This window comes from Sulfurimonas sp. HSL1-2, from assembly GCF_039645565.1.
GTDB classification, from domain to species: domain Bacteria; phylum Campylobacterota; class Campylobacteria; order Campylobacterales; family Sulfurimonadaceae; genus Thiomicrolovo; species Thiomicrolovo zhangzhouensis.
Genome location: NZ_CP147914.1, coordinates 2,195,976 through 2,217,028, shown reverse-complemented (window position 1 = coordinate 2,217,028; position 21,053 = coordinate 2,195,976). Strand labels below are relative to the sequence as shown.

Below are 21,053 nucleotides of genomic sequence, written 5' to 3'. Positions count from 1 at the left end.
TGATGAGTCTGGAACAATTTACTGACAGAAACGTGCAGCAGCACTACTTCAAGGTCGATATCGAGGACTATCCGGAAACGGGATGGGACCGGTTCAAACAGGTGGTCAAGCGGGCGGCGAGCGGCGAGCTCTTCGTCGGCCTCTGGGTCGTCATGCGCGAGATGATCAAATTTGACATCCATACCGTGCAGTACCCGAAAGAGAAGCTGCCGATCGGGCCGCGCTACCGCGCCGTCCATGAGATGCAGCGCCTCTTCGAATCCGGTACCGAGCGCTGTATCGGTTGCGGGCTTTGCGAGAAGATCTGTATCTCCGACTGTATCCGCATGGACACGCGCATCGACGAGAACAGCCGTAAAGAGGTGACCGAGTATACGATCAACCTCGGCCGCTGTATTTTCTGCGGTTACTGCGCCGAAGTCTGCCCGGAGCTGGCGATCGTCCACGGGCCGCGCTACGAGAACACCTCCGAGCAGCGCGAACACTTCATCCTGTTCGAGGATATGCTGACCCCGATCGATATGGCGATCAAGGGTGAGCAGAAAGAGTACCCGGGATTCGGTGCCGTTACCCCGAACGAAGATGCGCGCGTCAAGAAGACGCCGCTGGCGTATTAAGGAGCCTGAATGGAAGCTATTGCATTTTACCTTTTCGCGGTTCTGACCATCGCGATGTTCTCCTACACCGTTATGAGCAGCCAGGCCCTCTACGCGCTGAGCTCCATGGCGGCGGGGATGATCATGATCTCGGCGTTCTTCTTCCTGCTGAACGCGGACTTCCTGGGCGTCGTCCAGATCATCGTCTATACCGGTGCGGTCATGGCCCTGTACGCCTTCGGTATGATGTTCTTCGATACGACGCGTGCGGTCAAAGAGCATAACACCTCCAAGGTGATCGTCCTGACGCTGAGCGTCCTGGCGACGCTGCTCGTTATCACGATCTTCACCATGCCGATCGCGGCCGAGAACATCAGTGCGGCCTTCCCGGAACCGGCGGGTGTCGAGAACCCGAAAGCGGTCGGTATCGTCCTCTTTACGAAGTACCTCGTCCCCTTCGAGGTCGCTGCCGTCATGCTGCTCGTCGCGATGATCGCCGGTATCGTCATGGCCGGTAAGAAGATGGACCGCAGCCTCACGAAAATGAAAGAAGAGGAGATCGCGATGATGCATCAAGAAGAGACCCAGAAGAAGGTGACATTATGATGGAAATCGGACTGACACACTACCTGGTACTTTCGACGGTACTGTTCGCGATCGGTCTCGTCGGCGTTATGCGCCGCAAGAACCTCCTGATGCTCTTTATGGCGTCGGAGATCCTGCTCAACGCCGTCAACGTCGCGTTTGCCGCCATCGGTCACTACTACGGTGACCTGACGGGGCAGATGTTCGCGTTCTTCGTCATCGCCATCGCGGCGTCCGAAGTCGCCGTCGGCCTCGGCCTGCTGATCATCTGGTACAAGCGTACCGGTACGATCGACCTTGATACTATGACATCGATGCGAGGGTAATAAGAATGGAAATGTATCTCTATATTGCACTGTTCGCACCGTTTGTCGGCTCGCTTTTCGCGGCGCTGTTCGGTGCGTCACCGAAAACGCTCTGGACCGGGGTCGTTACCTCGGCGCTGCTCTTTGCATCGTTCGTCTCCAGCGTCACACTGTTTGTTTACCTGCTCCAGGGCGGTGAACCGATCCATACGGAACTGATGACGTGGATGGAGACGGGAAGCCTCTATATCCCGTTCGGCTTCGTCGTCGACCAGGTGAGCGCGACGATGATGATCGTCGTCACGACGGTCTCGACGGTCGTTCACGTCTACGCTATCGGCTACATGGACCACGACAAGGCGTTCAACCGCTTCTTCGCGTGGCTCTCCGCCTTCGTTTTCTCCATGATGATCCTCGTCATGAGCGATAACTTCGCGGGCATGTTCATCGGCTGGGAAGGCGTCGGTCTCTGTTCCTGGGCCCTGATCGGTTTCTGGTACCACAAAGAGTCTGCGACCTGGGCGGCGAACGAGGCGTTCATCATGAACCGTATCGCCGACCTGGGCATGCTCATCGGTATCTTCCTGCTCTACTGGCACACAGGCAGCCTGCAGTATGACGTCGTATTCGCGACCGTACCGCACCTGGAAACATCCATTGTTACCCTGATGGGGATCTTCCTCTTCATCGGTGCGATGGGCAAATCGGCGCAGTTCCCGCTGCACACCTGGCTGGCAGATGCGATGGAAGGTCCGACACCTGTTTCCGCGCTGATCCACGCGGCAACGATGGTTACGGCGGGGGTCTACCTCGTCGTCCGCGCCAACCCGCTCTACAGCCTGATCCCGGAAGTCGGCTACTTCATCGCCGGTCTCGGTGCCTTTGTCGCGATGTTCGCGGCCACGATGGCGCTGGTCAACCGTGATATCAAACGTATCATCGCCTACTCGACGCTGTCGCAGCTGGGCTATATGTTCGTTGCGGCGGGCCTCGGTGCCTACTGGGTTGCGCTCTTCCACCTGATGGCGCACGCCTTCTTCAAAGCGCTCCTCTTCCTGGGTGCGGGTAACGTCATGCACGCGATGAGCGACGAGCTCGACCCGTTCAAGATGGGCGGTCTTTACAAGGTGATGAAGTGGACGGCGATCCTGATGATCCTCGCTTCCGTCGCCCTGGCCGGTATCTGGCCGCTGGCGGGCTTCTTCTCCAAGGACAAGATCCTCGAAGTCGCCTTCAGCAGCGAGCACTACATCATCTGGGCGGTCCTCTGGATCACGGCGGGTCTGACGGCGTTCTACTCTTTCCGTCTGATCATGCTGACCTTCTTCTCCGGTGAAGAGCGTTACAAAGAGCACGGTTTCCACCCGCACGAGGCATACAAGTTCATGCTGTGGGCGATGGCGCCGCTGGCGGTCCTGGCCGTCATTGCCGGCTGGTTCGAGCACCAGTTCGTCCACTTCGTCACGGAACTGCTGCCGACGTTTACGTTCCATACGCACCACGTCGAGATGATGCTGATCGCCGTCACGTCGCTGATGGCCATCGGCGGTATCGTCGTGGCAGTCCTGCTCTATCGCAAAGGTCTGCTCAACCCGAAACTGCAGCAGACGGCAGTCTACAAACTGCTGTTCAACCAGTACTACATTCCGAAGTTCTACGACGAGTTCTTCTCCAAACCGTACGCGGAGCTCTCGAAGATCTTCTGGAAACAGGTCGATCTCAAGGTCGTTGACGCCACTGTCGACTTCATTGCGACAACGATCTACAAAACAGGTGAGGGGACGCACACGATGCAGAACGGGAACCTCTCATCCATGCTGCGCTGGATGGTCATCGGTACCGTTGGCCTCCTCGTGCTTGCAGTCCTCTACGTCAAACGCTATGACATTCTGGCGCTGATGCAGATGGTATTCCCAGGTTTAGGAGCTTAACCGATGTTTGATCATATTCTTTCGATTCTGATTTTCTTCCCGGCACTGGCCGGTATGCTGGGCTTTATCGTGTCCAAAGAGAGCATCCGCGCCTACGGGATCACGGTCAGCGCCATCGAGTTCGTGCTCTCTCTCGTACTGTGGTACGCCTACGACCCGGCGGTTGCGGGCATGCAGTTCATGGAACAGTTCGCTCTCGTCCCGGCCTTCGGCATCAACTACCTGCTGGGGATTGACGGGATCTCGCTGTTCATTATCATCCTGGCTTCGTTCTTCACGCTGATCGGTATCGCGTCGCTGACGGAGACCCGCCGTGTCAAGGACATGATCATCACCCTGCTGTTCCTGCAGATGACGATGGTCGGTGTTTTCGCGGCCCTGGATGCGATCGTCTTCTACGTCTTCTGGGAACTCTCCCTTGTTCCGATGCTCTATATCATCGGTGCCTGGGGCGGACCGCTGCGTATCTACGCGTCGATCAAGTTCTTCCTGTACACCTTTACAGGTTCACTGATCATGCTCGTCGGTATGCTCTTCATGGCGTACTTCTACTTCCAGGCGACAGGCCAGTGGAGCTTCTCGATCCTCGAGTGGTACCGTCTGGTCCTGCCGGAGAACCTGCAGCTGTGGCTCTTCGTGGCCTTCTTCATCGGTTTCGCGATCAAGGTTCCGATGTTCCCGTTCCACACCTGGCTGCCGTACGCCCACGGGCAGGCGCCGACGATCGGTTCGGTTATCCTGGCGGCGATCCTGCTGAAAATGGGGACCTACGCGTTCGTGCGTTTCTCCCTGCCGATGTTCCCGGACGCTTCCGTCTTCTTTATGGTTCCGGTCGCGGTGCTCGCGATCATCATGATCATTTACACGGCGATGGTCGCCTATGCACAGGAAGACATCAAGCAGGTCGTTGCGTATAGCTCCATCTCCCACATGGGTGTCATCATCCTCGGTACCTTCGCAATGAACGTCGAGGGGATCAGCGGTTCGGTCTTCCTGATGATCGGGCACGGGGTCGTCTCCGGCGCGCTCTTCCTTCTGGTCGGCGTCATTTATGACCGCCGCCATACGAAGCTGATGAGCGAGTTCGGCGGCCTGGCCCAGGTGATGCCGCGCTATGCGACGATCTTCGGGATCATGGTGATGGCTTCCGTCGGTCTGCCGCTCACGATCAACTTCGTCGGCGAGTTCCTGAGCCTGCTCGGCTTCTATTCCCAGTCGCATATCATGACGCTGCTCGCCGGTACGGCGATCATCGTCGGTGCGATCTATATGCTCTCCGCCTACAAGAAAGCGTTCTTCGGCGACGTGACCAAAGAGGAGAACAAGACCCTCAAAGACGTCAACAAGAAAGAGCTGGTCGCGCTGATCCCGCTGGTCATCCTTGCGGTCTGGCTCGGGGTCTACCCGAAACCGGTCCTGACGCCGATCAACAACTCGGTCGAATCCATCGTCCAGCTGATGCATGAGAAGGCGATCTCGCCGGAGGCAAAAGCGGCGATCCCTAACCCGGCCGAAACAAAAATCGCCATGGCTTCCGTCACGGAAGTCGAAGTGGACGTTGAAAGGGAGGCAGAATAATGTTGGAAGCTGTCAATGTATCTTTCGGCGAGCTGAACCTCGCCACCCTTGCCCCGATGCTCATCGCGATCACGGGTGCACTTGCAATCCTGGTCGTCGACCTGGCGAAGAGCGGGCTGCACAAGTCCTTCTACGTTATGGTCTCCCTGCTGTTCCTGCTGCTGGACTTCGGCTCCCTCGTCGATTTTGCCGGCATTTTCACGGAAAACGGCACGATGCTCGGATTCTTCAACGTCATGCTGATGGACGGGATCTCCATCCTGTCGCAGCTGATCATCGTCGGGGCTTCCATGCTCTTCATCCCGCTGGCCCTGACGTCGAAACGTTTCCACGAGTACAACTACCCGGAGTACTTCTCACTGTTCCTGTTCATGATTGCGGGCTTCCAGTTCATGGTCGCGACGGACAACCTGATCCTCGTCTTCGTAGGGCTTGAAACGGCGTCGCTGGCGCTCTATACGCTCATCGCCCTGCACAACCGCTCCAAGTCCTTTGAAGCGGCGGTCAAGTACTTTACGATGGGGGCACTCGCCGCCGGCTTCTACGCCTTCGGTGCGATGATCTTCTACGCGATCAGCGGTTCCGTCGAGATCCATACGATCGCCGAAGTGATGGCAGCGGACGGTTTCAGCAACATCGGTTATGCCAGTATCGGCAGCGTTTTCATGCTCGCAGCCCTCGGTTTCAAGGTCTCCCTTGTACCGTTCCATACCTGGACACCGGACGTTTATGAAGGTTCCAGCGCTGCACTGGCGGGCTACATGTCCATCGTACCGAAGATCGCGGGCTTCGTCGTCGTGATGCGTCTGTTCGAGTTCATGGTCCACAGCGAAGTCGTCTGGCTGCAGGTGATCCTCTACGGCGGTGTCGTCGTGACGATGACGGCGGCGAACATCTGGGCGCTGGTCCAGACCGATGTCAAGCGGATGCTCGCGTACAGCTCTATTTCGCACGCCGGTTTCGTCCTTGCGGCGATCCTGATCGGGACGACGCAGGCGAATACGGCGCTCTTCCTCTACTGGGTGCTGTTCAGCTTCACGAACCTCGGCGCCTTTACGATGCTGTGGGTCAACCGCCAGAAGCACCTGCTGCCGGGCCAGAGTTCTGACCATCCGTACGAGAAGTTCGCCGGCATGGTCAAGATTATGCCTTTCGCGGCGGTCCTGATGGGGCTTTTTATGCTCTCGTTGGCGGGTATCCCGCCGTTCGGCCTCTTCTGGGGTAAACTCTATATGATCAGCTCCGCCGTCACGGGCGGCTATACGGTCCTGGCCCTGATCATGGCGCTCAACTCCGCCATTGCCGGCTACTACTACCTGAAACTGATCATCTTCATGTTCATGAAAGAGCCGGTTATCCATGGCGTACACGAGTACTACATGATGAATGCTTCCCTTTCGCTCAAGACGATCATCGGGATCGCGGCATTCGCAACGATCTTCGCGGTCATTACGGTCAACCCGCTGATCGAATTCATCGCGACCCTCGTCTACAACTCCGGGTACTGATCCCGGGGCGGCGTTGCCGTCGCCTTTTCTTCTAACTCTTTTCCAGCGCTTCGTCGTTCTGTTTCCGTTTACTAGCGATTTTATTAAAGTGCTACAATGATGCCATGAGGCTCTGATCGTGCCGTTGGGCATACACAGGGCAAACGGAATTCCTGAAAAGGAGCCACGATGGAAACGGACACATCCGACTCACTACAGCGCGGCCTGCGCAGCAAAGAGGCCGAAGCCCGTCTCGCACAGTTCGGGCCCAATACGATCGAAGAGAAGCAGGTCTCCTGGGCCGCCCGGCTCTTAAAACGTTTCTGGGGTCCGATCCCCTGGATGATTGAAACCGCAGCGGTGCTGTCGCTCAGCGTGCAGCGGTGGGAAGAGTTCGCCATCATCATGGTCATGCTGCTCGTCAATGCGGCAGTCGACTTCTACCAGGAGTCGAAGGCGCTCAATGCGATCGAGGTGCTCAAGAAGAAGCTGGCCCGCAGGGCGCTGGTACTGCGCGACGCGGCATGGCAAACGATAGATGCCTCACACCTCGTCCCCGACGACATCATCAAGATCAAAATCGGCGATATCGTTCCGGCCGATGCGAAACTGCTCAGCGGCAGCGACTATATCCAGGTCGATCAGTCCGCATTGACGGGGGAGTCCCTCCCTGTCGACAAAAAGGTCGGAGACGACCTCTATGCCAATGCGATCGTCCGGCAGGGGGAGATGGTCGCCCATGTCACGGGTACGGGGTCGCATACCTATTTCGGCAAAACGGTCGGGCTCGTTGCCAAGGCGGAGCGCGAAGGGCGGAGCCATTTCCAGAAAATGGTCGTGCGCGTCGGGAATTTCCTCATACTGCTGACACTGGCGATGATCGCCGTCATCATTTACCACGGTGTGCAGAACAACGAACCGACGGTCGAGCTGCTGATCTTTGCGCTGGTACTTACAATCTCGGCCATTCCCGTCGCCATGCCCGCCGTCCTCACCGTGACGATGGCCATAGGGGCGCATGTCCTGGCGTTGAAAGAGGCTATCGTCAGCCGTCTTGCCGCGATAGAGGAACTTGCCGGTATGGATGTGCTCTGTTCGGACAAGACGGGGACGCTGACACAGAACCGCATGAGCCTTGCCGATCCCTACGTTGCCGACGGTTTCGATGAAGAGGCCCTGTACGTCTATGCCGCCCTGGCAAGCAAGGAGGAGAACGGCGATCCGATCGAGAGACCGATCTTCGACATGATCGACACCCGGGCGCTGCGGGATCGGCTGAAACCGTGGGAGCTCAAGAAGTTCCTCCCTTTCGACCCCGTCCATAAACGCACCGAGGGGATCTATGAAGACGGGGAGTGCGAACTGATCGTCACCAAGGGGGCGCCGCAGATCATCATCGAGCAGAGCGATGCACACGAGTTCGACCGCCAAAAGGCGAATGAACAGGTCCAGCTGTTTGCGGACAAGGGGTTCCGCACCCTGGGGGTCGCGTTCCGCAAATGCGAAGAGGATGTCTACCACTTCGTGGGCCTGCTCCCCTTTTTCGACCCGCCTCGGAGCGACTCCAAGCTGGCCGTAACGGAGGCCGAGGCGAACGGGATCGACGTCAAGATGGTGACGGGAGACAATATCGCCGTCGCGACCTATATCGCCCGGCTGCTCTCGATCGGGGAGCAGATCGAGGATGTCCGCGCGCTCAAGGGTGAATCGATCGAGGAGTACCTCTACCTCTCGAAAGTGCTGACCTCGGCCATCACCGAGGCTGTGATGCCGCATGCCGCCCCGGCCGAAGTGGATGCGAAAGTACGGGAGATCCTGCAGAAAGTGCAGCGCGAGCTTTACAACATGCCGATACCGAAGGGGGCGGTGAAGAAGCACGAATCGGAGATCATCGCCCTGATCGAGGCGGCGCACGGGTTCGCCCAGGTCTACCCGGAAGACAAGTATTTCATCGTCGATGCGCTGCAGAAGGCCGACCATATCGTGGGGATGACGGGCGACGGGGTGAACGACGCCCCGGCACTGAAAAAGGCCGACTGCGGTATTGCGGTCGACGGGGCGACGGATGCGGCGCGCGCCGCGGCGGATATCGTGCTGACGGCGCCGGGCCTGTATGTGATCGTCGATGCGATCAAGGAGGCAAGACAGATCTTCGAGCGTATGAAGAGCTATACGATCTTCCGTATCGCCGAGACGATCCGCGTCATCATCTTTATGACGCTGGCCATCGTGCTTTACGACTTCTACCCGGTGACGGCGCTGATGATCATCATCCTGGCGCTGCTCAACGACATCCCGATCATGACTATCGCCTATGACAATACCAAAGTAAGGCAGAGACCGGTGCGCTGGGATATGCGGGAGGTGTTCGTCCTGGCGAGCTGGCTGGGGATTGCCGGAGTGCTCTCCTCGTTTACCCTGTTCTGGGTCACGATGTCACTGATGCATCTGCCGCTCGATTTCGTGCAGTCGCTTTTCTTCGTCAAGCTCATCGTCGCCGGGCACGGCACGATTTTCAATACCCGTATCGACGAATGGTTTTTCCGTCGTCCCTTTCCGTCGGCACCGCTGCTGTCGGCATCGCTGCTCAGCGCCGCCGCCGGGATCGTTGTCGGCGTCTACGGGTTCGGTGTGATGGTACCGATCGGATGGAGTGCCGCTGCAGCCGTCGGGGCATACGCTTTCGTCTGGTTCATCTTTAACGATGTCGTCAAAATGGCGGTTTTGCGCTATTATCGTAAACGGTTCGGCATCGCGGTGATCTGAGGGGTCAAGAGGCGAAAGACATGGCGATGCTTTTTTGAGGAGTCAAGCGATGGAACAGTATTTTGACAGCCGGCTGGCACATTTCGCCCTGACGGCGATGTTCAGTTTCCTGATCGGCCTGGAGATCAAAACCTACCGGCTCCGGTTCCATCCCACCGACCAGGAACATACGTTCGGTTCGGCACGGACCTATACGTTTCTCGGCATCCTCGGCTATCTCTGCTGGCTGCTCGGTACGGCCCCCTATCTGGTCGCGATGGCGGGGGTCACCCTGCTTTTTGCGCTCTTTTACGTCCAGCAGCTCAACAAGGGGCGTCCCTCCATACTCTTCTACCTCGCGGCGCTGCTCGTTTATACCATCGGGCCGCTGTCGGAGCTTTTCGCGATCTGGCTCCCCTCTCTGGTGTTTGTCCTGATGATCTTCCTGCTCAACGCCAAGCCGCGTCTGCAGGCACTCTCCAAAAGCCTCAACGCCGAGGAGCTGGAAACGGTCGGCAAGATGGTACTGCTCTCGGCCGTCATTTTGCCGCTCCTGCCGCATCAGCCTATCGGGACGTTTTTGCCCCTGTCGCCTTTCGAACTCTGGAGCGCGGTCGTGATAGTATCATCGATCTCCTACGGCGGTTACCTGGCCCAAAAATATATCTTCCGCCAGAGGGGTTACCTGATTGCCGGGCTGATCGGCGGGCTCTACTCCAGTACCGCGACGACGGTCGTGCTCTCGCGCAAGGCCGCCGAGATCGGGAACCGGCGATTGATGACGGGGGCTATCGTCGCCGCCTCGGCCATGATGTACCTGCGCCTGATCGTGATCGCCGTGATTTTCACCCCGGAGGTGGCCGAGGCGCTTCTGCTCCCTTTTATGCTCTTTGCCCTGGCGGCCTTTGCGATCGCGGCACCGTATGCCCTGCGTCAAAGCGGGGAGACGGTACCGGTGGAAGGGAGTGTTGATACGAATCCGCTGGAACTGGGGACGGCGTTCCTTTTCGCCACCCTCTTTGTCGTGATGATGGCGGTGACGCAGCTCGTGACGGCCCATTTCGGCACGGGCGGGCTGCAGCTGCTCTCGTTTGCCGTCGGCTTCACCGATATCGATCCTTTTGTCCTGTCGCTGCTGACGGGCCATGAGGGGCTGAAAACGCCGGTGATCGTCTCATCGGTGATGATCGCGGCGGGGAGCAACAACCTGCTCAAGGCGATTTATGCCGTCTGGTTCGGGGGCTTTGCCGCCGGCCGGATCGCCGCGCTCTGGCTGCTGCTGCTCGGGCTGTCGACCATAGGGGTCGCTTTTTTCATCTAGGGGGCGGTCATGCTCGAAGCGCTGGTGATGACGTACGGCTACGCGATGATCGCCGCGGGCACTTTTTTGGAAGGGGAGACGGTCCTTGTGATCGGCGGCTACCTGGCCCATGCAGGCTACCTGGAGCTTCCGTGGGTGATCGTTTCCGCCTTTGCGGGCAGTTTTGCCGGGGACCAGCTCTACTTTTTCATCGGGCGCAGGCAGGGGACGGCACTGCTGGAGAAACGCCCCCGGTGGCAGGCAAAATCCGAACGGGTGCGTGCGTTGCTGCAGCGTCGTCAGAACAGCGTGATCGTAGGGTTCCGTTTCCTCTACGGGTTGCGGACGGTGACCCCCTTTCTGCTCGGAGCGAGCGGGATCGCACCCGGCAAGTTCATGCTGCTCAATGCCGCAGGTGCGGCGCTCTGGGCCGTCGCTGTTGCGCTGGCAGGCTACCTGCTGGGGCATGCCGTGACGCTGTTTTTCGCCGAGGCCCACCGTTATGCCCTCTACGGTGCGCTTTTTATCGCCTTCGTTGCGATGGTGGTCTGGGTGCGGCGCATTACTAAACGGAAGCGGTGACGCGGTTCCGTCCCGCCTTTTTTGCCTCGTAAAGCAGAGCGTCGGCCCGCCGGATAATGGCTTCATAGTCTGGATCGTTCACATCGATTTCAGCGACCCCGAAGCTGGCGGTCACGACCCCGGCGGCAGGAGAGCTTTTATGAGGGATTGCCAGTGCCTCGATACGGCGGCGCAGCGCTTCCGCAAAATGCTCGGCATTGGTGAGAGGCGTATTGGGAAGCATGATGATGAACTCCTCGCCCCCGTACCGGGCAATACAGTCACCGGGGCGTTTGAGGGCCTTTTGCAGGGTATGGGCCACCCTCTGCAGACACCGGTCCCCCTCAATATGGCCATAGGTATCGTTGTAGGCTTTGAAAGCGTCAATATCCGCCATAATCAGCGTCAGGGGTTGCTGTTCGCGCCGCTCCCGCTGGTACTCCTCTTTCAGACGTTTCATGAAATGGCGCCGGTTGGCGATGCCGGTGAGCGGATCGATCATACTCTGCTCCTCAACGGTCCGGTAGGCACGCCGCAGACGCCAGCCGACCAGTAGAATGATGACAAGCCCGATCAGGGCAATGAGGAGGTGACCGCCTCCCAGCGGAAGCTGGGGGGCCCTGACATGGGGGATGGTGACGCTGATGGCGCCGCGGATATCACCGACCTTGTAGCCTTGCACACCGTGGCACTGAAGGCAGCTTTTCCTGGTATACAGAGGTGCCATGTAACGGTACCCGTCTTTGAAAAAGGCCCCGTACTCTTTTTCCCCCTCGTAAAAGGACTCAAGCACTGTGCGTTCCCAGGGGTAGGGCGCATTCCCGGGGCGGATCGGGCGCAGGCTGGTAATATGGATCTGCACTCCGTCGTAGTTTTCCGCCAGTTCGGAGAGCTGGCGCGTCATATAGGCGGGGTTCACGAGGGTCAGCGACCGGTTGTCTTCGAGGGGGATGTCCCGCAGTACACCTTTGAGGTAGGGGTTGGGCGGTGTCGATGCGTCGGCGAAGACGTAGACGCCGCCGTGGCGTGCATTCCACTCCCGCGTGAGAAGGATCTGCTGGAAGAAGGCCCGTGCGGTTTTGAGCATGGTGTTTTCATCGAGCTTTTTGTTGTGATAAAACTCCCACGTCCATGAAAAGAGAACGACGAGTATCCACCCTCCCGCGAGCAACGAGATCTTCCCAAGCATCTTTTTCCCTGTCGGCTAATGGTCTTTTGATCTATCTATTTGTATAGATTATATCGCAGATCGGAACGAAAGGGAGCGGCCGTGTTTTCAGTCGGAAAGCGCGGCTGTGAGGTACGGGAGTAACGCTTCATACGGCAGCAGGGTCTTGGCGGCAAACTGGTTCCGGTTAAAGGTCTGCTGCCGCTTGGCCAGCTGTGCCGTGTGGGTCATGATCAGCTGCGTCATCTCCGCTTTGGTCGATTTCCCGTCAAGGTAGTCCAGGACCTCGATGATGCCGATCGCTTTCATTGCGTTGGGCGTGCGGCCGTACCGCTGCTCCAGCCGGGCGACTTCGTCGATCAGCCCGGAGGCAACCATCTTCTCTGTCCGTCGCGCGATACGCTCACGCAATACGTCGCGGGGGACGTCGATCTCAAAGAGGGGGGCATCGGTGAGGACCGGTTCGGGGGGGTGGGCCGCAAACCACTCCGAGGGGGGCATCCCCGTCTGAAGATAGATCGTGAGCATTTTTTCCGTACGGTAGCGGTCGTTGGCGTCGATTCCGGCCATATAGTCCGGATCGACGCGCTGCAGCATCCCGTAGGCCTTTGCATGTTCCTGCAGCAACGCTGCGACCTTTTGGCGGGTGTTCTCATCGGTGACGGGGGTCTCGGAGATCCCTTCAAAGAGGACTTTGAGGTAAAAGGAGGTGCCGCCGACGATGATCAGCGGGACATCGGCGGCGGCGCAGTCGGCATGGGCCTGCCGGTAGAGGTCGATAAAGGTCGTGACGTCAAAGGGTTGGTCCGGTGTCAGGACGTCGATGCCGTAGTGGATGATCGCTCCGCGCTCTTCGATCGTGGGCTTGGCCGAGGCGATGTCGATCCCTTTGTAGAGGCTGAGGGAATCAAGGGAGAGGATACGCGCGCCCGTGACGGCGGCGGCCTGAAGGGCAAGGTCGCTCTTGCCCGAGGCCGTGGGTCCGATGAGGGCGATCGTTTTCATGACGACAGTATACGCTACAATCGCTGTTAAAGTTGTGTATAAAGGCACAAGGAGAAGCGGGATGAAACTGGCGGGGTATGCGGTTGCGATCGCGGTATTGTTGGCGCTGTGGGGGTGCGAAGCGATGGTGTTCCAGCCCGATTCGCGGCTCTACGCGACGCCGGCGGATCTCAATCTCAGTTACCGGGAGGTGCATTTCGACTCCCGGGACGGTACACGGCTGTCGGGCTGGTGGCTCGAACCCGGCAACGTACCGCGGGGAACGGTGATGGTCGTGCACGGAAACGCGCAGAATATCTCAGCGCATTTTTTGGGGTTCGATTGGCTGGTAAGGGCGGGATACGAGGTGTTCATCTTTGATTACCGGGGGTACGGCACCTCGGAGGGGAGCCCGGCGCTGGAGGGGGCGGTGGAGGACACCGAAGCGGCCCTGGCATACGTGCAGGCACAGCGCAGGGGCAGGGTGACTGTTATCGGGCAGTCGCTGGGGGGCGCGCTGTTGTTCAATGCCCTGGCGCGGCAGGGGACGGAGCGCATCGCGCTGGCCGTCTTCGACAGCACCTTCGCTTCGCTCCCCCAGGCGGGCAGGGAGGCGCTTGACCGCTCTATTGTGGGCTGGCCTCTGCAGTGGGGCGCGTCGCTGACCCTGACGGACCGCTACGACCCCATCGGGATCGCCCCGTCGCTGGCGGTGCCGAAACTCTACCTCGCCGGCTCAAAGGACAGCATCATCTCCCCCAACCATAGCTGGCAGCTCTTTGACGCCTCGGCTCGGCCGCGCGCTTTCTGGCTCGTACAGGATGCAGGACACATCGCCGCTTTCAACGACTCCCGTATCCGGGCGCGCTTTCTCGCCTTTCTGCGCCGTCCGGCTTTTGATCCGGATGCCTCGGCTATGCTGATTTTTGATACAATTAAACAAAAAAGTGAGTAGCCGGGTGAAACGCATCGTCGCTAAACTGCATGATTTCAATGAGCTGGTGATGTTCCAGCACTCCATTTTTTCGCTCCCTTTCATCTTTATCGCGATGATCGTCGCCGCCGAAGGATGGTTCGGCTTTTCGCTGCTGCTGCTGGGGATCCTTGCGGCGATCTCGGCACGCAACTTCGCCATGGGGGTCAACCGCTACGCCGACCGCGATATCGACGCGCAGAACCCGCGGACCCAGGGGCGCCCCAATGCCGACGGCCGGCTGGACAGCACGACGATCCTGCTCTTTTCCGTCGTCAATGCGCTCGTCTTTATCATCGTGGCCTACCTGGTAAACGAGCTGGCCTTTACGCTGGCGATCCCTGTATTGGCGGTGCTGGGGAGCTATTCGTATTTCAAGCGCTTCAGCGAGCTGGCTCATGTCGTGCTGGGCGTCTCCCTGGGGCTTGCACCGCTGGCGGGTGTGATCGCCGTGAGCGAGAGCGTACCGCAGTGGTCGGTGCTGCTCTCCCTGGGGGTCTTGTTCTGGGTCGCCGGGTTCGATCTGCTCTATTCGCTGCAGGACATCGAGTTTGACAAGCTCCACGGGCTGCACTCCGTCCCCTCCGTCTACGGTCCGAAAGCGACCCTCTTTATCTCGACCCTTTTCCATCTCAATACGGTGCTGTTCTGGTGGATGTTCGTCTGGGCGGCGGGTCTGGGATTTTTTGCCTGGATGGCCGTGGCGGTCAGTGCGCTGATGCTGGGTTACGAACACTACCTCGTCCGTAAGGACTTCACGAAGATCGACCGCGCTTTCTTTACGGTCAACGGCTATCTCGGGATTGTTTTCCTGGTGCTGATCATCCTGGACCAGTGGCTGCGCTAGGCTTTTAACGTTGCAGCCGCTGCGGTATGAACTGCTGACGGTATGACGTGATGATGGGTGACGTTCGTATCGGTTGATTGTTTCGTTAAAGCGGAATGGGATGGAAAATGGTGTGTAGAAAAGAGGGGTTCCGCAGGAATGCGGAACGGGGCCGGAATTACTTCAGGCCAGCGATGTAAGCTGCAACAGCTTTGATGTCTGCTTCAGAGTACGGAGCAACCTGACCTTTCATCAGTGCACCCATACCGTGAACGTTGCGTGTACCGGCTTTGTACTCGTTGAGAGCCGCTTCAGTTGTAGCTGCGTCCCAGCCCTGGATGACTTGAGATTTGCCGAGGGCTTTTTTCTCGCCGCTTGCACCGTGGCATGCAGCACATTTTTTGTACAGAGCAGCACCGTCAGCCGCCATCAGAGAAACGCTTGCAACAAGCAGAGTCAGAGCAATTTTTTTCATTAGTAGGTCTCCAAGTGAAAATTTCGGGGTTCATTATACTGGGAAGAGTCTTAAACATTGTTAATCATTCCTATTAGTTTCACTTAACGAGATGTTCACTTCTGTTGAACAAAAGGGGCTCTTAGAGGGTTGTTACGTTCTAAATGGTAAAATCCCCATTATTTTTAACATGGGGAAAACGATGCGCTATATTGATGACGACCTGAAAGACAAGACGATTCTGATCACGGGGGGCGCAGGCTTTATCGGTGCGAACCTGGCCTTCTATTTCCAGGAGAATCACCCGGGTGCCCATGTCGTCGTCCTCGACAGCTTCCGCAGCGGCGAGACGCTCAGCAACGGCAACCTCAAAAGCTTCGGCCACTTCAAGAACCTGGTAGGCTTCCGCGGCGAGGTGATCAGCGGCGACATCAACGACAAGGCGCTGCTGGCCAAACTGGAAAAAGATTACGATTTCGACTACATCTTCCACGAAGCGGCCATCTCCGACACGACGGCGCTGGAGCAGGACCTGATGATCCGCACCAACCTCAACGCCTACAAGGACCTCCTCGACATGGCGGTGCGCCAGGGGGCGAACATGATCTACGCCTCGTCGGGCGCGACGTACGGTGACGCCCCCTCACCGCAGCGCGTCGGGGTCGAGGCGCCGCAGAACGTCTACGGCTTCTCCAAACTGATGATGGACCACCTCAGCCGTGACTACATGAAGCGCGAGAAGATTGGCATCGTCGGTTTGCGCTACTTCAACGTCTACGGGCCGCGGGAGTTTTTCAAGAACAAGACCGCGTCGATGGTCGTGCAGTTCGGCCACCAGATCCTCGCCGGCAAGAACCCGCGTCTCTTCGAAGGCTCGGACAAGATCGTGCGCGACTTCATCTATATCGAGGATATCATCCAGGCGAACATCCTGGCGATGCACCCCAAGGAAAGCGGGATCTACAACGTCGGTACGGGCAAAGCGCGCTCCTTCCAGTCCATCGTCGACACGCTCCAAAAAGAGCTGGGGACTTCTATGCCGTGCGAGTATATCCCGAACCCCTTCGTCGGGCGCTACCAGTTCCACACCGAGGCGGATATCGAGAGCACCAAGCAGGGGCTGGGATATGCGCCGCGCTATGAACTCGAAGACGGGATCAAAGCCTATATCCCCGAGATCAAGCGCCTTTTTGAAGAAGAGGTCAAATGATCCCGATCCTGCGTAACAGCCGTCCCAATATTCTCGTTATCGGCGATCTGATGATCGACCACTACCTCTGGGGCCGGGCGGAACGTATCTCCCCCGAGGCACCGGTGCAGGTCGTCGACGTCGCCAACGAGACGACGGTACTGGGCGGGGCGGGCAACGTCATCAACAACCTGATCGCCCTGGGCGCCTCCGTCAGCGTCGCCTCGGCCATCGGGGACGACGCCAACGGCAAAGAGCTGACGCTGATGCTCAAGAGCATCGGGGTGAAGACGGAGGGACTGGTGACGCAGGCGGGCCGCAAGACGAGCAAAAAGAGCCGCGTCATCGCCGCGAACCAGCAGATCCTCCGTTACGACAAGGAGTCCAAGGACGCCATTACGGAGGGCTCCGAGGCGAAAATCCTCGCCGCGGTGGAGAAGGACCTTTTCCTCTATGACATCATTATCCTCTCCGACTACGGCAAGGGGGTCCTGACCCCGGCGCTGGCCCAGGGGATTATTTCCCGCGCACGCCGGGGGGGCAAGAAGGTGCTCGTCGATCCTAAGGGGCGCGACTACTCGAAGTACCGCGGGGCGCACCTGCTGACCCCCAACAAGAAAGAGGCGATCGAGGCGACCGGCATCGAGATCACGGACAGTGAAAGCCTTCAGGCCGCGCTGCTGTGGCTCAAGAACGAATGTGACCTCGACCGCTCCATGATCACCCTCTCCGAGGACGGGATCGCGATCTTCGACGAGAAGCTCAAGCGTTTCCCGACCGTGGCGCAGGAGGTCTACGACGTGACGGGGGCGGGCGATACCGTGATCGCCTCCATCGCGTTCGGCCTCAGTTCGGGCCTCAGCATCGACGACGCGGCCCGCTTCGCGAACCTTGCCGCCGGCGTCGTCGTCGGCAAGATCGGTTCGGCGACGGTGACCCTGGACGAGATCGAAGAGTACGAGGCGATGCTGCACCAGAGCAGCTCCGATGCGCACATCAAGAGCTTCGAAGAGATCGACCGGATCGTCAACCGCTGCCGTGCGGGGGGCAAACGCATCGTCTTCACCAACGGCTGTTTCGACATCCTGCACGTCGGCCACGTCAAGTACCTGCAGGTGGCCAAGAGCTTCGGCGACGTCCTGATCGTCGGGCTCAATTCCGACGCTTCCGTCCGTGCGCTCAAAGGGCCGTCGCGCCCGGTCAACAGCGAAAATGACCGCGCCTATATCCTCGCCGCGCTTGAGTCGGTGGACTATGTCGTCAAGTTCGGTGACGATACGCCCTACGAGCTGATCAAGATGCTCCGCCCCGACGTCCTTGTCAAAGGGGGGGATTACGAAGGCAAAGCCGTCGTCGGAACCGAATTTGCAGGTGAGCTCAAACTCGTCGATTTCGTCGAAGGCAAAAGTACGACGAAGACCATAGCCAAAATCCAGGAGGGAACAACATGCTGAAAACTTTGGTCGCCACGTTGGCACTGGGCTGCTCGCTGTTCGCGATGCACGAAGCGGAACTGAACCTGAACAACTACGATCTCAATCTGAAACTCGATCTTGATATGGGGCAGTTCAACGATGCCGTCGATCCGGACACCGTCTTTGTCGGTGCACGCTATCTGCACGGCTCCTACCATCACAGCGACGAACTCCGCGACAAGGATCACGATCTTGTCGACCTGCACTTTGCCGTCGGGGAGCACCTGGATGCCAACCGCGCGCTCAAGCTCGGGCTCGGGGCAAAACTCGTTTACACCTCTATTGAAGGGTATGACTATTACGCCATGCCGCTCGGACTCTTTGCACGTTATACGCTGCCGCTGAACCTGGCGATTCCCTTTGTCGTCGGCGCCGATCTTTACTACGCGCCGCAGGTGCTTGCCTGGCAGGATGCGAAGAACTACCTGGAGTATGACCTGTCGCTCGATATCCGGATCATCGAACGCGCCGCGGTGACGGCGGGGTATCGCAAGATCGATACGGACTTCGACCTTCCCGGGGGGGATTTCACCTTCAACGAGGCCTGGTTCGCCGGGGTCAAGTTCCGCTTCTAAACCTTTCCGCCACCGGCGGGCTCAGACGATGAGCTGCTCCGCCGCTTCAATCACTTCATAAGCTTCGATCGATTTCATACATTCATGGTGTTTAAGGGGACATTCGCGTTTCATGCAGGGGGCGCACGCCATGTCGTGGCGGACGATGGCGCTTTTGGGATTGCCCCACTGGCAGGTCTCTTTGTGACGCGTCGGCCCGAAGATCGCGACGGTGGGCACGCGGTAGGCCGCCGCGACGTGCATGGGGCCGCTGTCGTTGGTGACGAAGAGCGACAGCCCCCCGATAGCGGCGCAGAGTTCGGGAATGGTCGTTTTTCCCGCGAGGTTGCGGTAGTTCTCAACCCCCCGTGCCTGCAGATCCTTTTCAATCGCTTCCGCCATGGCCATTTCACCGGGACCCCCGAAGATAACGATGTCGTAGCGGTCGGAAAAATGGGCGGCGACGGCGGCGAACTTTTCGGGGTACCACCGCTTGGCCGAACCGTAGGTCGCTCCCGGGTTGATGCCGAGCGTCGGTCTGTCAAAGGTTTTCGGTGTTATGAAAAGGCGCAGCGGTCCCGGTGCGGTTTCGCCGCCGCAGAGGCGGTCGGCCAGCCGCTGGTACTGCGCTGTCAGATGCTCACCGCGGGAGAGGGCAACCGCGTCGCTGAGCAGCAGCTGTGCATGCCAGCTCTTGCGGGCGACGGTTTTGGGGGTCCCCGTCCAGCGCAGCAGCAGCGAGGCGTGCAGCTGGTTGCGGAAACTGACCGCGGCGTCATGGCGGCCGATCATTTTGGCAAAGCGGTAGGTGTTAGCGAGGCGGTTTCCGCCTTTTTTCGTTTCGTCGACATAGGCATTGACACACATCGGGTGGTGTTTGAGGGCTTCGACGGAGACGAAGGAGCCGACGAGGGTCAGTCGCGCCCGGGGGTAGCATTCGCAGAGCGATTCGATGGCGGCCGTAGCCATCACCGCGTCGCCGAGCCAGTTGGGCAGGATGATCAGCAGCTTCACGCTTCGTCCTTTTCAATCAGATAGACCGGGCTGCCGGAGACGGTCAGGGCATCCGTCGTAAAGGTATTGCCGTCACGGCCGATAAAGTGGCGGGGCTCGGCAAAGTGCTGGGTATACTCGGTCCCGTTCGTCCAGAAGATCCGCAGCAGGCCCTCGGGGCGCTGCAGCAGCATCTCGAAGCGGTCACGGCGCTGCTGCAGGGCGATATGCCGCGCCTCTTTCAACAGAGACGCCATGGTCTTGAATGCCTTAAACCCGGGGCGTTTATGCCACCCCTCCCGGGTATCGACAAGACCGTAGCCCGGGGCGGCAAGCTGGTGCCAGTAGACGGTGGCGACCTGCTGTGTCGCCAGGGCGAGCAGGTAGTACCGCACCATGTACGAGGCGTAGGTCTCCCCGTCGACGCACTCCTTTTCGCTGGTGGGCGCGTAGGGGGCCGTTCCGCTCAGCGGCCAGTTCGTCTCGGTGAGGTAGAGGGGGTATTTCGCCCGGGGCGAGAGCATTACCAGTGAGGAGAGGAAATTGATCTTGCAGGGGAGGTCGCACCCCGTCTGGGTGTTTTCCGGGGCCCCGCGGCGGTCGACGTAAAGGAGGGCGGCTACGGCGTCGAAGCGGATGCCGCGGAGGTTGAAAAAGGCGTGGGCGGCGAAGTGGTATTCAAAATCGATGACACCGGGGCCGATGAGTTTCAGCTCCGGGTAACGCTCGTCGCGGAGCTGCTGCGCCGTTTTGAAGAACTCCAGGTATTCGTTGACGCTCGCGAATCCCCATTTCGCACGGTTGATGGTCGTGCCGATCTGGAAGCGGTCGCCGAAGGGGGCAAGGGCGGCAAAGGTGCGCTCGAGCGACCGGCGGCGGAGTGCTGCATCCTCAATGTGTTCGCGGTCCTGCATCAGCACGAAGAGCAGCCGTCTTCCTTCGAGGTTCCGGGCAAAGGCCGTGATCTTTTCCAGCGCGTCGGGTTCCCAGAGTTTCACCCGGATCAGCAGCTCGTTGACATCAAGCTCGGTGACGGCACCGAGTGTGGCTTCGGGCTCACGGAGGGGGTCGATGATAAGGCCCGTAAAACGGGAGGCTTCGACCGGGCGGCGGCGCAGGAAAGGCATGGCCAGCAGCGCCAGCGGCAGCCAGAGCAGGCCGGAGAGCGCCGTTTTGACAAGGGAAGCGCGCTGCGCTTTGCGCAGGCGGCGTTTGAGGGCACGGTCTTTGAGCTGATAGGGCTGGTCGGAGTGGAAATCCCAGGCGTACGGCGGTTTCATGCCGGCATTATATCGTGTATTGCCCTGCCTTCGTAACCGCGGAGTAATCGCCTCAATGGGCTTCTAACC

Annotated in this window: 19 protein-coding genes; 14 read left to right on the top strand and 5 right to left on the bottom strand. The window is 59.1% G+C overall.

Features of this window, described 5'->3' with window-relative positions; genetic code table 11:
* The first annotated feature begins 2 nt into the window (after positions 1-2).
* The 9 genes from nuoI to WCX18_RS11265 all read left to right on the top strand — a co-directional run bounded on the left by nuoI (position 3) and on the right by WCX18_RS11265 (position 11,109).
* On the top strand, positions 3-617 hold the full coding sequence (nuoI, locus tag WCX18_RS11305) for an NADH-quinone oxidoreductase subunit NuoI (RefSeq protein WP_345987900.1): 615 nt from the start codon (positions 3-5) through the stop codon (positions 615-617).
* A 9-nt stretch (positions 618-626) separates the two neighbouring features.
* Complete coding sequence (locus tag WCX18_RS11300; protein ID WP_345987898.1) at positions 627-1,202, top strand: NADH-quinone oxidoreductase subunit J; 576 nt, start codon at positions 627-629, stop codon at positions 1,200-1,202.
* The gene (gene nuoK / locus WCX18_RS11295) at positions 1,199-1,507 is read left to right on the top strand and encodes an NADH-quinone oxidoreductase subunit NuoK (RefSeq protein ID WP_345985212.1); all 309 of its coding nucleotides are present in this window, start codon (positions 1,199-1,201) and stop codon (positions 1,505-1,507) included. Before WCX18_RS11300 ends, nuoK begins: the two co-directional genes overlap by 4 nt.
* A gap of 5 nt (positions 1,508-1,512) precedes the next feature.
* Positions 1,513-3,417 carry an NADH-quinone oxidoreductase subunit L gene (gene nuoL / locus WCX18_RS11290; RefSeq protein ID WP_345987896.1) on the top strand — a complete coding sequence of 635 codons (1,905 nt, stop codon included), beginning with the start codon at positions 1,513-1,515 and terminating at the stop codon, positions 3,415-3,417.
* A 3-nt stretch (positions 3,418-3,420) separates the two neighbouring features.
* The gene (locus tag WCX18_RS11285; protein WP_345987894.1) at positions 3,421-4,995 is read left to right on the top strand and encodes an NADH-quinone oxidoreductase subunit M; all 1,575 of its coding nucleotides are present in this window, start codon (positions 3,421-3,423) and stop codon (positions 4,993-4,995) included.
* Positions 4,995-6,503, top strand: a complete 1,509-nt coding sequence (gene nuoN, locus WCX18_RS11280; protein WP_345987892.1) for an NADH-quinone oxidoreductase subunit NuoN — start codon at positions 4,995-4,997, stop codon at positions 6,501-6,503. The genes WCX18_RS11285 and nuoN overlap by 1 nt, the downstream gene beginning before the upstream one ends.
* Positions 6,504-6,671: 168 nt before the next feature.
* Positions 6,672-9,248, top strand: coding sequence for a plasma-membrane proton-efflux P-type ATPase (locus WCX18_RS11275; RefSeq protein ID WP_345987889.1), 2,577 nt, complete (start codon positions 6,672-6,674; stop codon positions 9,246-9,248).
* A gap of 49 nt (positions 9,249-9,297) precedes the next feature.
* A complete protein-coding gene (locus WCX18_RS11270) occupies positions 9,298-10,548 on the top strand; it encodes a DUF4010 domain-containing protein (protein ID WP_345987887.1) in 1,251 nt (416 codons plus the stop codon).
* Positions 10,549-10,557: 9 nt separating this feature from the next.
* On the top strand, positions 10,558-11,109 hold the full coding sequence (locus tag WCX18_RS11265; protein ID WP_345987885.1) for a DedA family protein: 552 nt from the start codon (positions 10,558-10,560) through the stop codon (positions 11,107-11,109).
* Here WCX18_RS11265 and WCX18_RS11260 read toward each other — a convergent pair.
* Both WCX18_RS11260 and miaA read right to left on the bottom strand, forming a co-directional pair.
* Entirely contained in the window at positions 11,093-12,277 is a 1,185-nt protein-coding gene (locus WCX18_RS11260; protein WP_345987883.1) for a diguanylate cyclase, read from the bottom strand. The genes WCX18_RS11265 and WCX18_RS11260 overlap by 17 nt on opposite strands.
* 87 nt (positions 12,278-12,364) lie before the next feature.
* A complete protein-coding gene (miaA, locus tag WCX18_RS11255) occupies positions 12,365-13,261 on the bottom strand; it encodes a tRNA (adenosine(37)-N6)-dimethylallyltransferase MiaA (RefSeq protein WP_345987880.1) in 897 nt (298 codons plus the stop codon).
* 61 nt (positions 13,262-13,322) lie between these two features.
* On the opposite strand from miaA, the gene WCX18_RS11250 reads away from it, so the two are divergent.
* Together WCX18_RS11250 and mqnP are read left to right on the top strand one after the other, a co-directional pair.
* Positions 13,323-14,195, top strand: coding sequence for an alpha/beta hydrolase (locus tag WCX18_RS11250; protein ID WP_345987877.1), 873 nt, complete (start codon positions 13,323-13,325; stop codon positions 14,193-14,195).
* A gap of 4 nt (positions 14,196-14,199) precedes the next feature.
* Positions 14,200-15,060, top strand: coding sequence for a menaquinone biosynthesis prenyltransferase MqnP (gene mqnP / locus WCX18_RS11245; RefSeq protein ID WP_345987875.1), 861 nt, complete (start codon positions 14,200-14,202; stop codon positions 15,058-15,060).
* 157 nt (positions 15,061-15,217) lie between these two features.
* Here mqnP and WCX18_RS11240 read toward each other — a convergent pair whose 3' ends face one another.
* Positions 15,218-15,514 carry a c-type cytochrome gene (locus WCX18_RS11240; protein ID WP_345987872.1) on the bottom strand — a complete coding sequence of 99 codons (297 nt, stop codon included), beginning with the start codon at positions 15,512-15,514 and terminating at the stop codon, positions 15,218-15,220.
* A 181-nt stretch (positions 15,515-15,695) separates the two neighbouring features.
* Between WCX18_RS11240 and rfaD the strand changes: the two genes are divergently transcribed.
* Genes rfaD through WCX18_RS11225 form a run of 3 tightly spaced genes read left to right on the top strand, consistent with a single transcriptional unit; the run spans position 15,696 to position 18,732 of the window.
* Positions 15,696-16,703 carry an ADP-glyceromanno-heptose 6-epimerase gene (rfaD, locus tag WCX18_RS11235; protein WP_345987870.1) on the top strand — a complete coding sequence of 336 codons (1,008 nt, stop codon included), beginning with the start codon at positions 15,696-15,698 and terminating at the stop codon, positions 16,701-16,703.
* Positions 16,700-18,136, top strand: coding sequence for a D-glycero-beta-D-manno-heptose-7-phosphate kinase (gene rfaE1 / locus WCX18_RS11230; protein ID WP_345987867.1), 1,437 nt, complete (start codon positions 16,700-16,702; stop codon positions 18,134-18,136). The genes rfaD and rfaE1 overlap by 4 nt, the downstream gene beginning before the upstream one ends.
* On the top strand, positions 18,130-18,732 hold the full coding sequence (locus tag WCX18_RS11225) for a YfaZ family outer membrane protein (protein WP_345987864.1): 603 nt from the start codon (positions 18,130-18,132) through the stop codon (positions 18,730-18,732). Before rfaE1 ends, WCX18_RS11225 begins: the two co-directional genes overlap by 7 nt.
* 21 nt (positions 18,733-18,753) lie before the next feature.
* Here the strand turns inward: WCX18_RS11225 and waaF are convergent, their stop codons facing one another.
* Together waaF and WCX18_RS11215 are read right to left on the bottom strand one after the other, a co-directional pair.
* The gene (gene waaF, locus WCX18_RS11220; RefSeq protein WP_345987861.1) at positions 18,754-19,725 is read right to left on the bottom strand and encodes a lipopolysaccharide heptosyltransferase II; all 972 of its coding nucleotides are present in this window, start codon (positions 19,723-19,725) and stop codon (positions 18,754-18,756) included.
* Positions 19,722-20,984, bottom strand: coding sequence for a glycosyl hydrolase (locus WCX18_RS11215; RefSeq protein ID WP_345987858.1), 1,263 nt, complete (start codon positions 20,982-20,984; stop codon positions 19,722-19,724). Before WCX18_RS11215 ends, waaF begins: the two co-directional genes overlap by 4 nt.
* Between the last annotated feature and the right edge of the window lie 69 nt (positions 20,985-21,053).

Bases quoted from the DNA above. Each gene is read 5' to 3' on its own strand.
- nuoI (WP_345987900.1), top strand. From the start codon at position 3: ATGAGTCTGGAACAATTTACTGACAGAAACGTGCAGCAGCACTACTTC.
- WCX18_RS11300 (WP_345987898.1), top strand. From the start codon at position 627: ATGGAAGCTATTGCATTTTACCTTTTCGCGGTTCTGACCATCGCGATG.
- nuoK (WP_345985212.1), top strand. From the start codon at position 1,199: ATGATGGAAATCGGACTGACACACTACCTGGTACTTTCGACGGTACTG.
- nuoL (WP_345987896.1), top strand. From the start codon at position 1,513: ATGGAAATGTATCTCTATATTGCACTGTTCGCACCGTTTGTCGGCTCG.
- WCX18_RS11285 (WP_345987894.1), top strand. From the start codon at position 3,421: ATGTTTGATCATATTCTTTCGATTCTGATTTTCTTCCCGGCACTGGCC.
- nuoN (WP_345987892.1), top strand. From the start codon at position 4,995: ATGTTGGAAGCTGTCAATGTATCTTTCGGCGAGCTGAACCTCGCCACC.
- WCX18_RS11275 (WP_345987889.1), top strand. From the start codon at position 6,672: ATGGAAACGGACACATCCGACTCACTACAGCGCGGCCTGCGCAGCAAA.
- WCX18_RS11270 (WP_345987887.1), top strand. From the start codon at position 9,298: ATGGAACAGTATTTTGACAGCCGGCTGGCACATTTCGCCCTGACGGCG.
- WCX18_RS11265 (WP_345987885.1), top strand. From the start codon at position 10,558: ATGCTCGAAGCGCTGGTGATGACGTACGGCTACGCGATGATCGCCGCG.
- WCX18_RS11260 (WP_345987883.1), bottom strand. From the start codon at position 12,277: ATGCTTGGGAAGATCTCGTTGCTCGCGGGAGGGTGGATACTCGTCGTT.
- miaA (WP_345987880.1), bottom strand. From the start codon at position 13,261: ATGAAAACGATCGCCCTCATCGGACCCACGGCCTCGGGCAAGAGCGAC.
- WCX18_RS11250 (WP_345987877.1), top strand. From the start codon at position 13,323: ATGAAACTGGCGGGGTATGCGGTTGCGATCGCGGTATTGTTGGCGCTG.
- WCX18_RS11240 (WP_345987872.1), bottom strand. From the start codon at position 15,514: ATGAAAAAAATTGCTCTGACTCTGCTTGTTGCAAGCGTTTCTCTGATG.
- rfaD (WP_345987870.1), top strand. From the start codon at position 15,696: ATGCGCTATATTGATGACGACCTGAAAGACAAGACGATTCTGATCACG.
- rfaE1 (WP_345987867.1), top strand. From the start codon at position 16,700: ATGATCCCGATCCTGCGTAACAGCCGTCCCAATATTCTCGTTATCGGC.
- WCX18_RS11225 (WP_345987864.1), top strand. From the start codon at position 18,130: ATGCTGAAAACTTTGGTCGCCACGTTGGCACTGGGCTGCTCGCTGTTC.
- WCX18_RS11215 (WP_345987858.1), bottom strand. From the start codon at position 20,984: ATGAAACCGCCGTACGCCTGGGATTTCCACTCCGACCAGCCCTATCAG.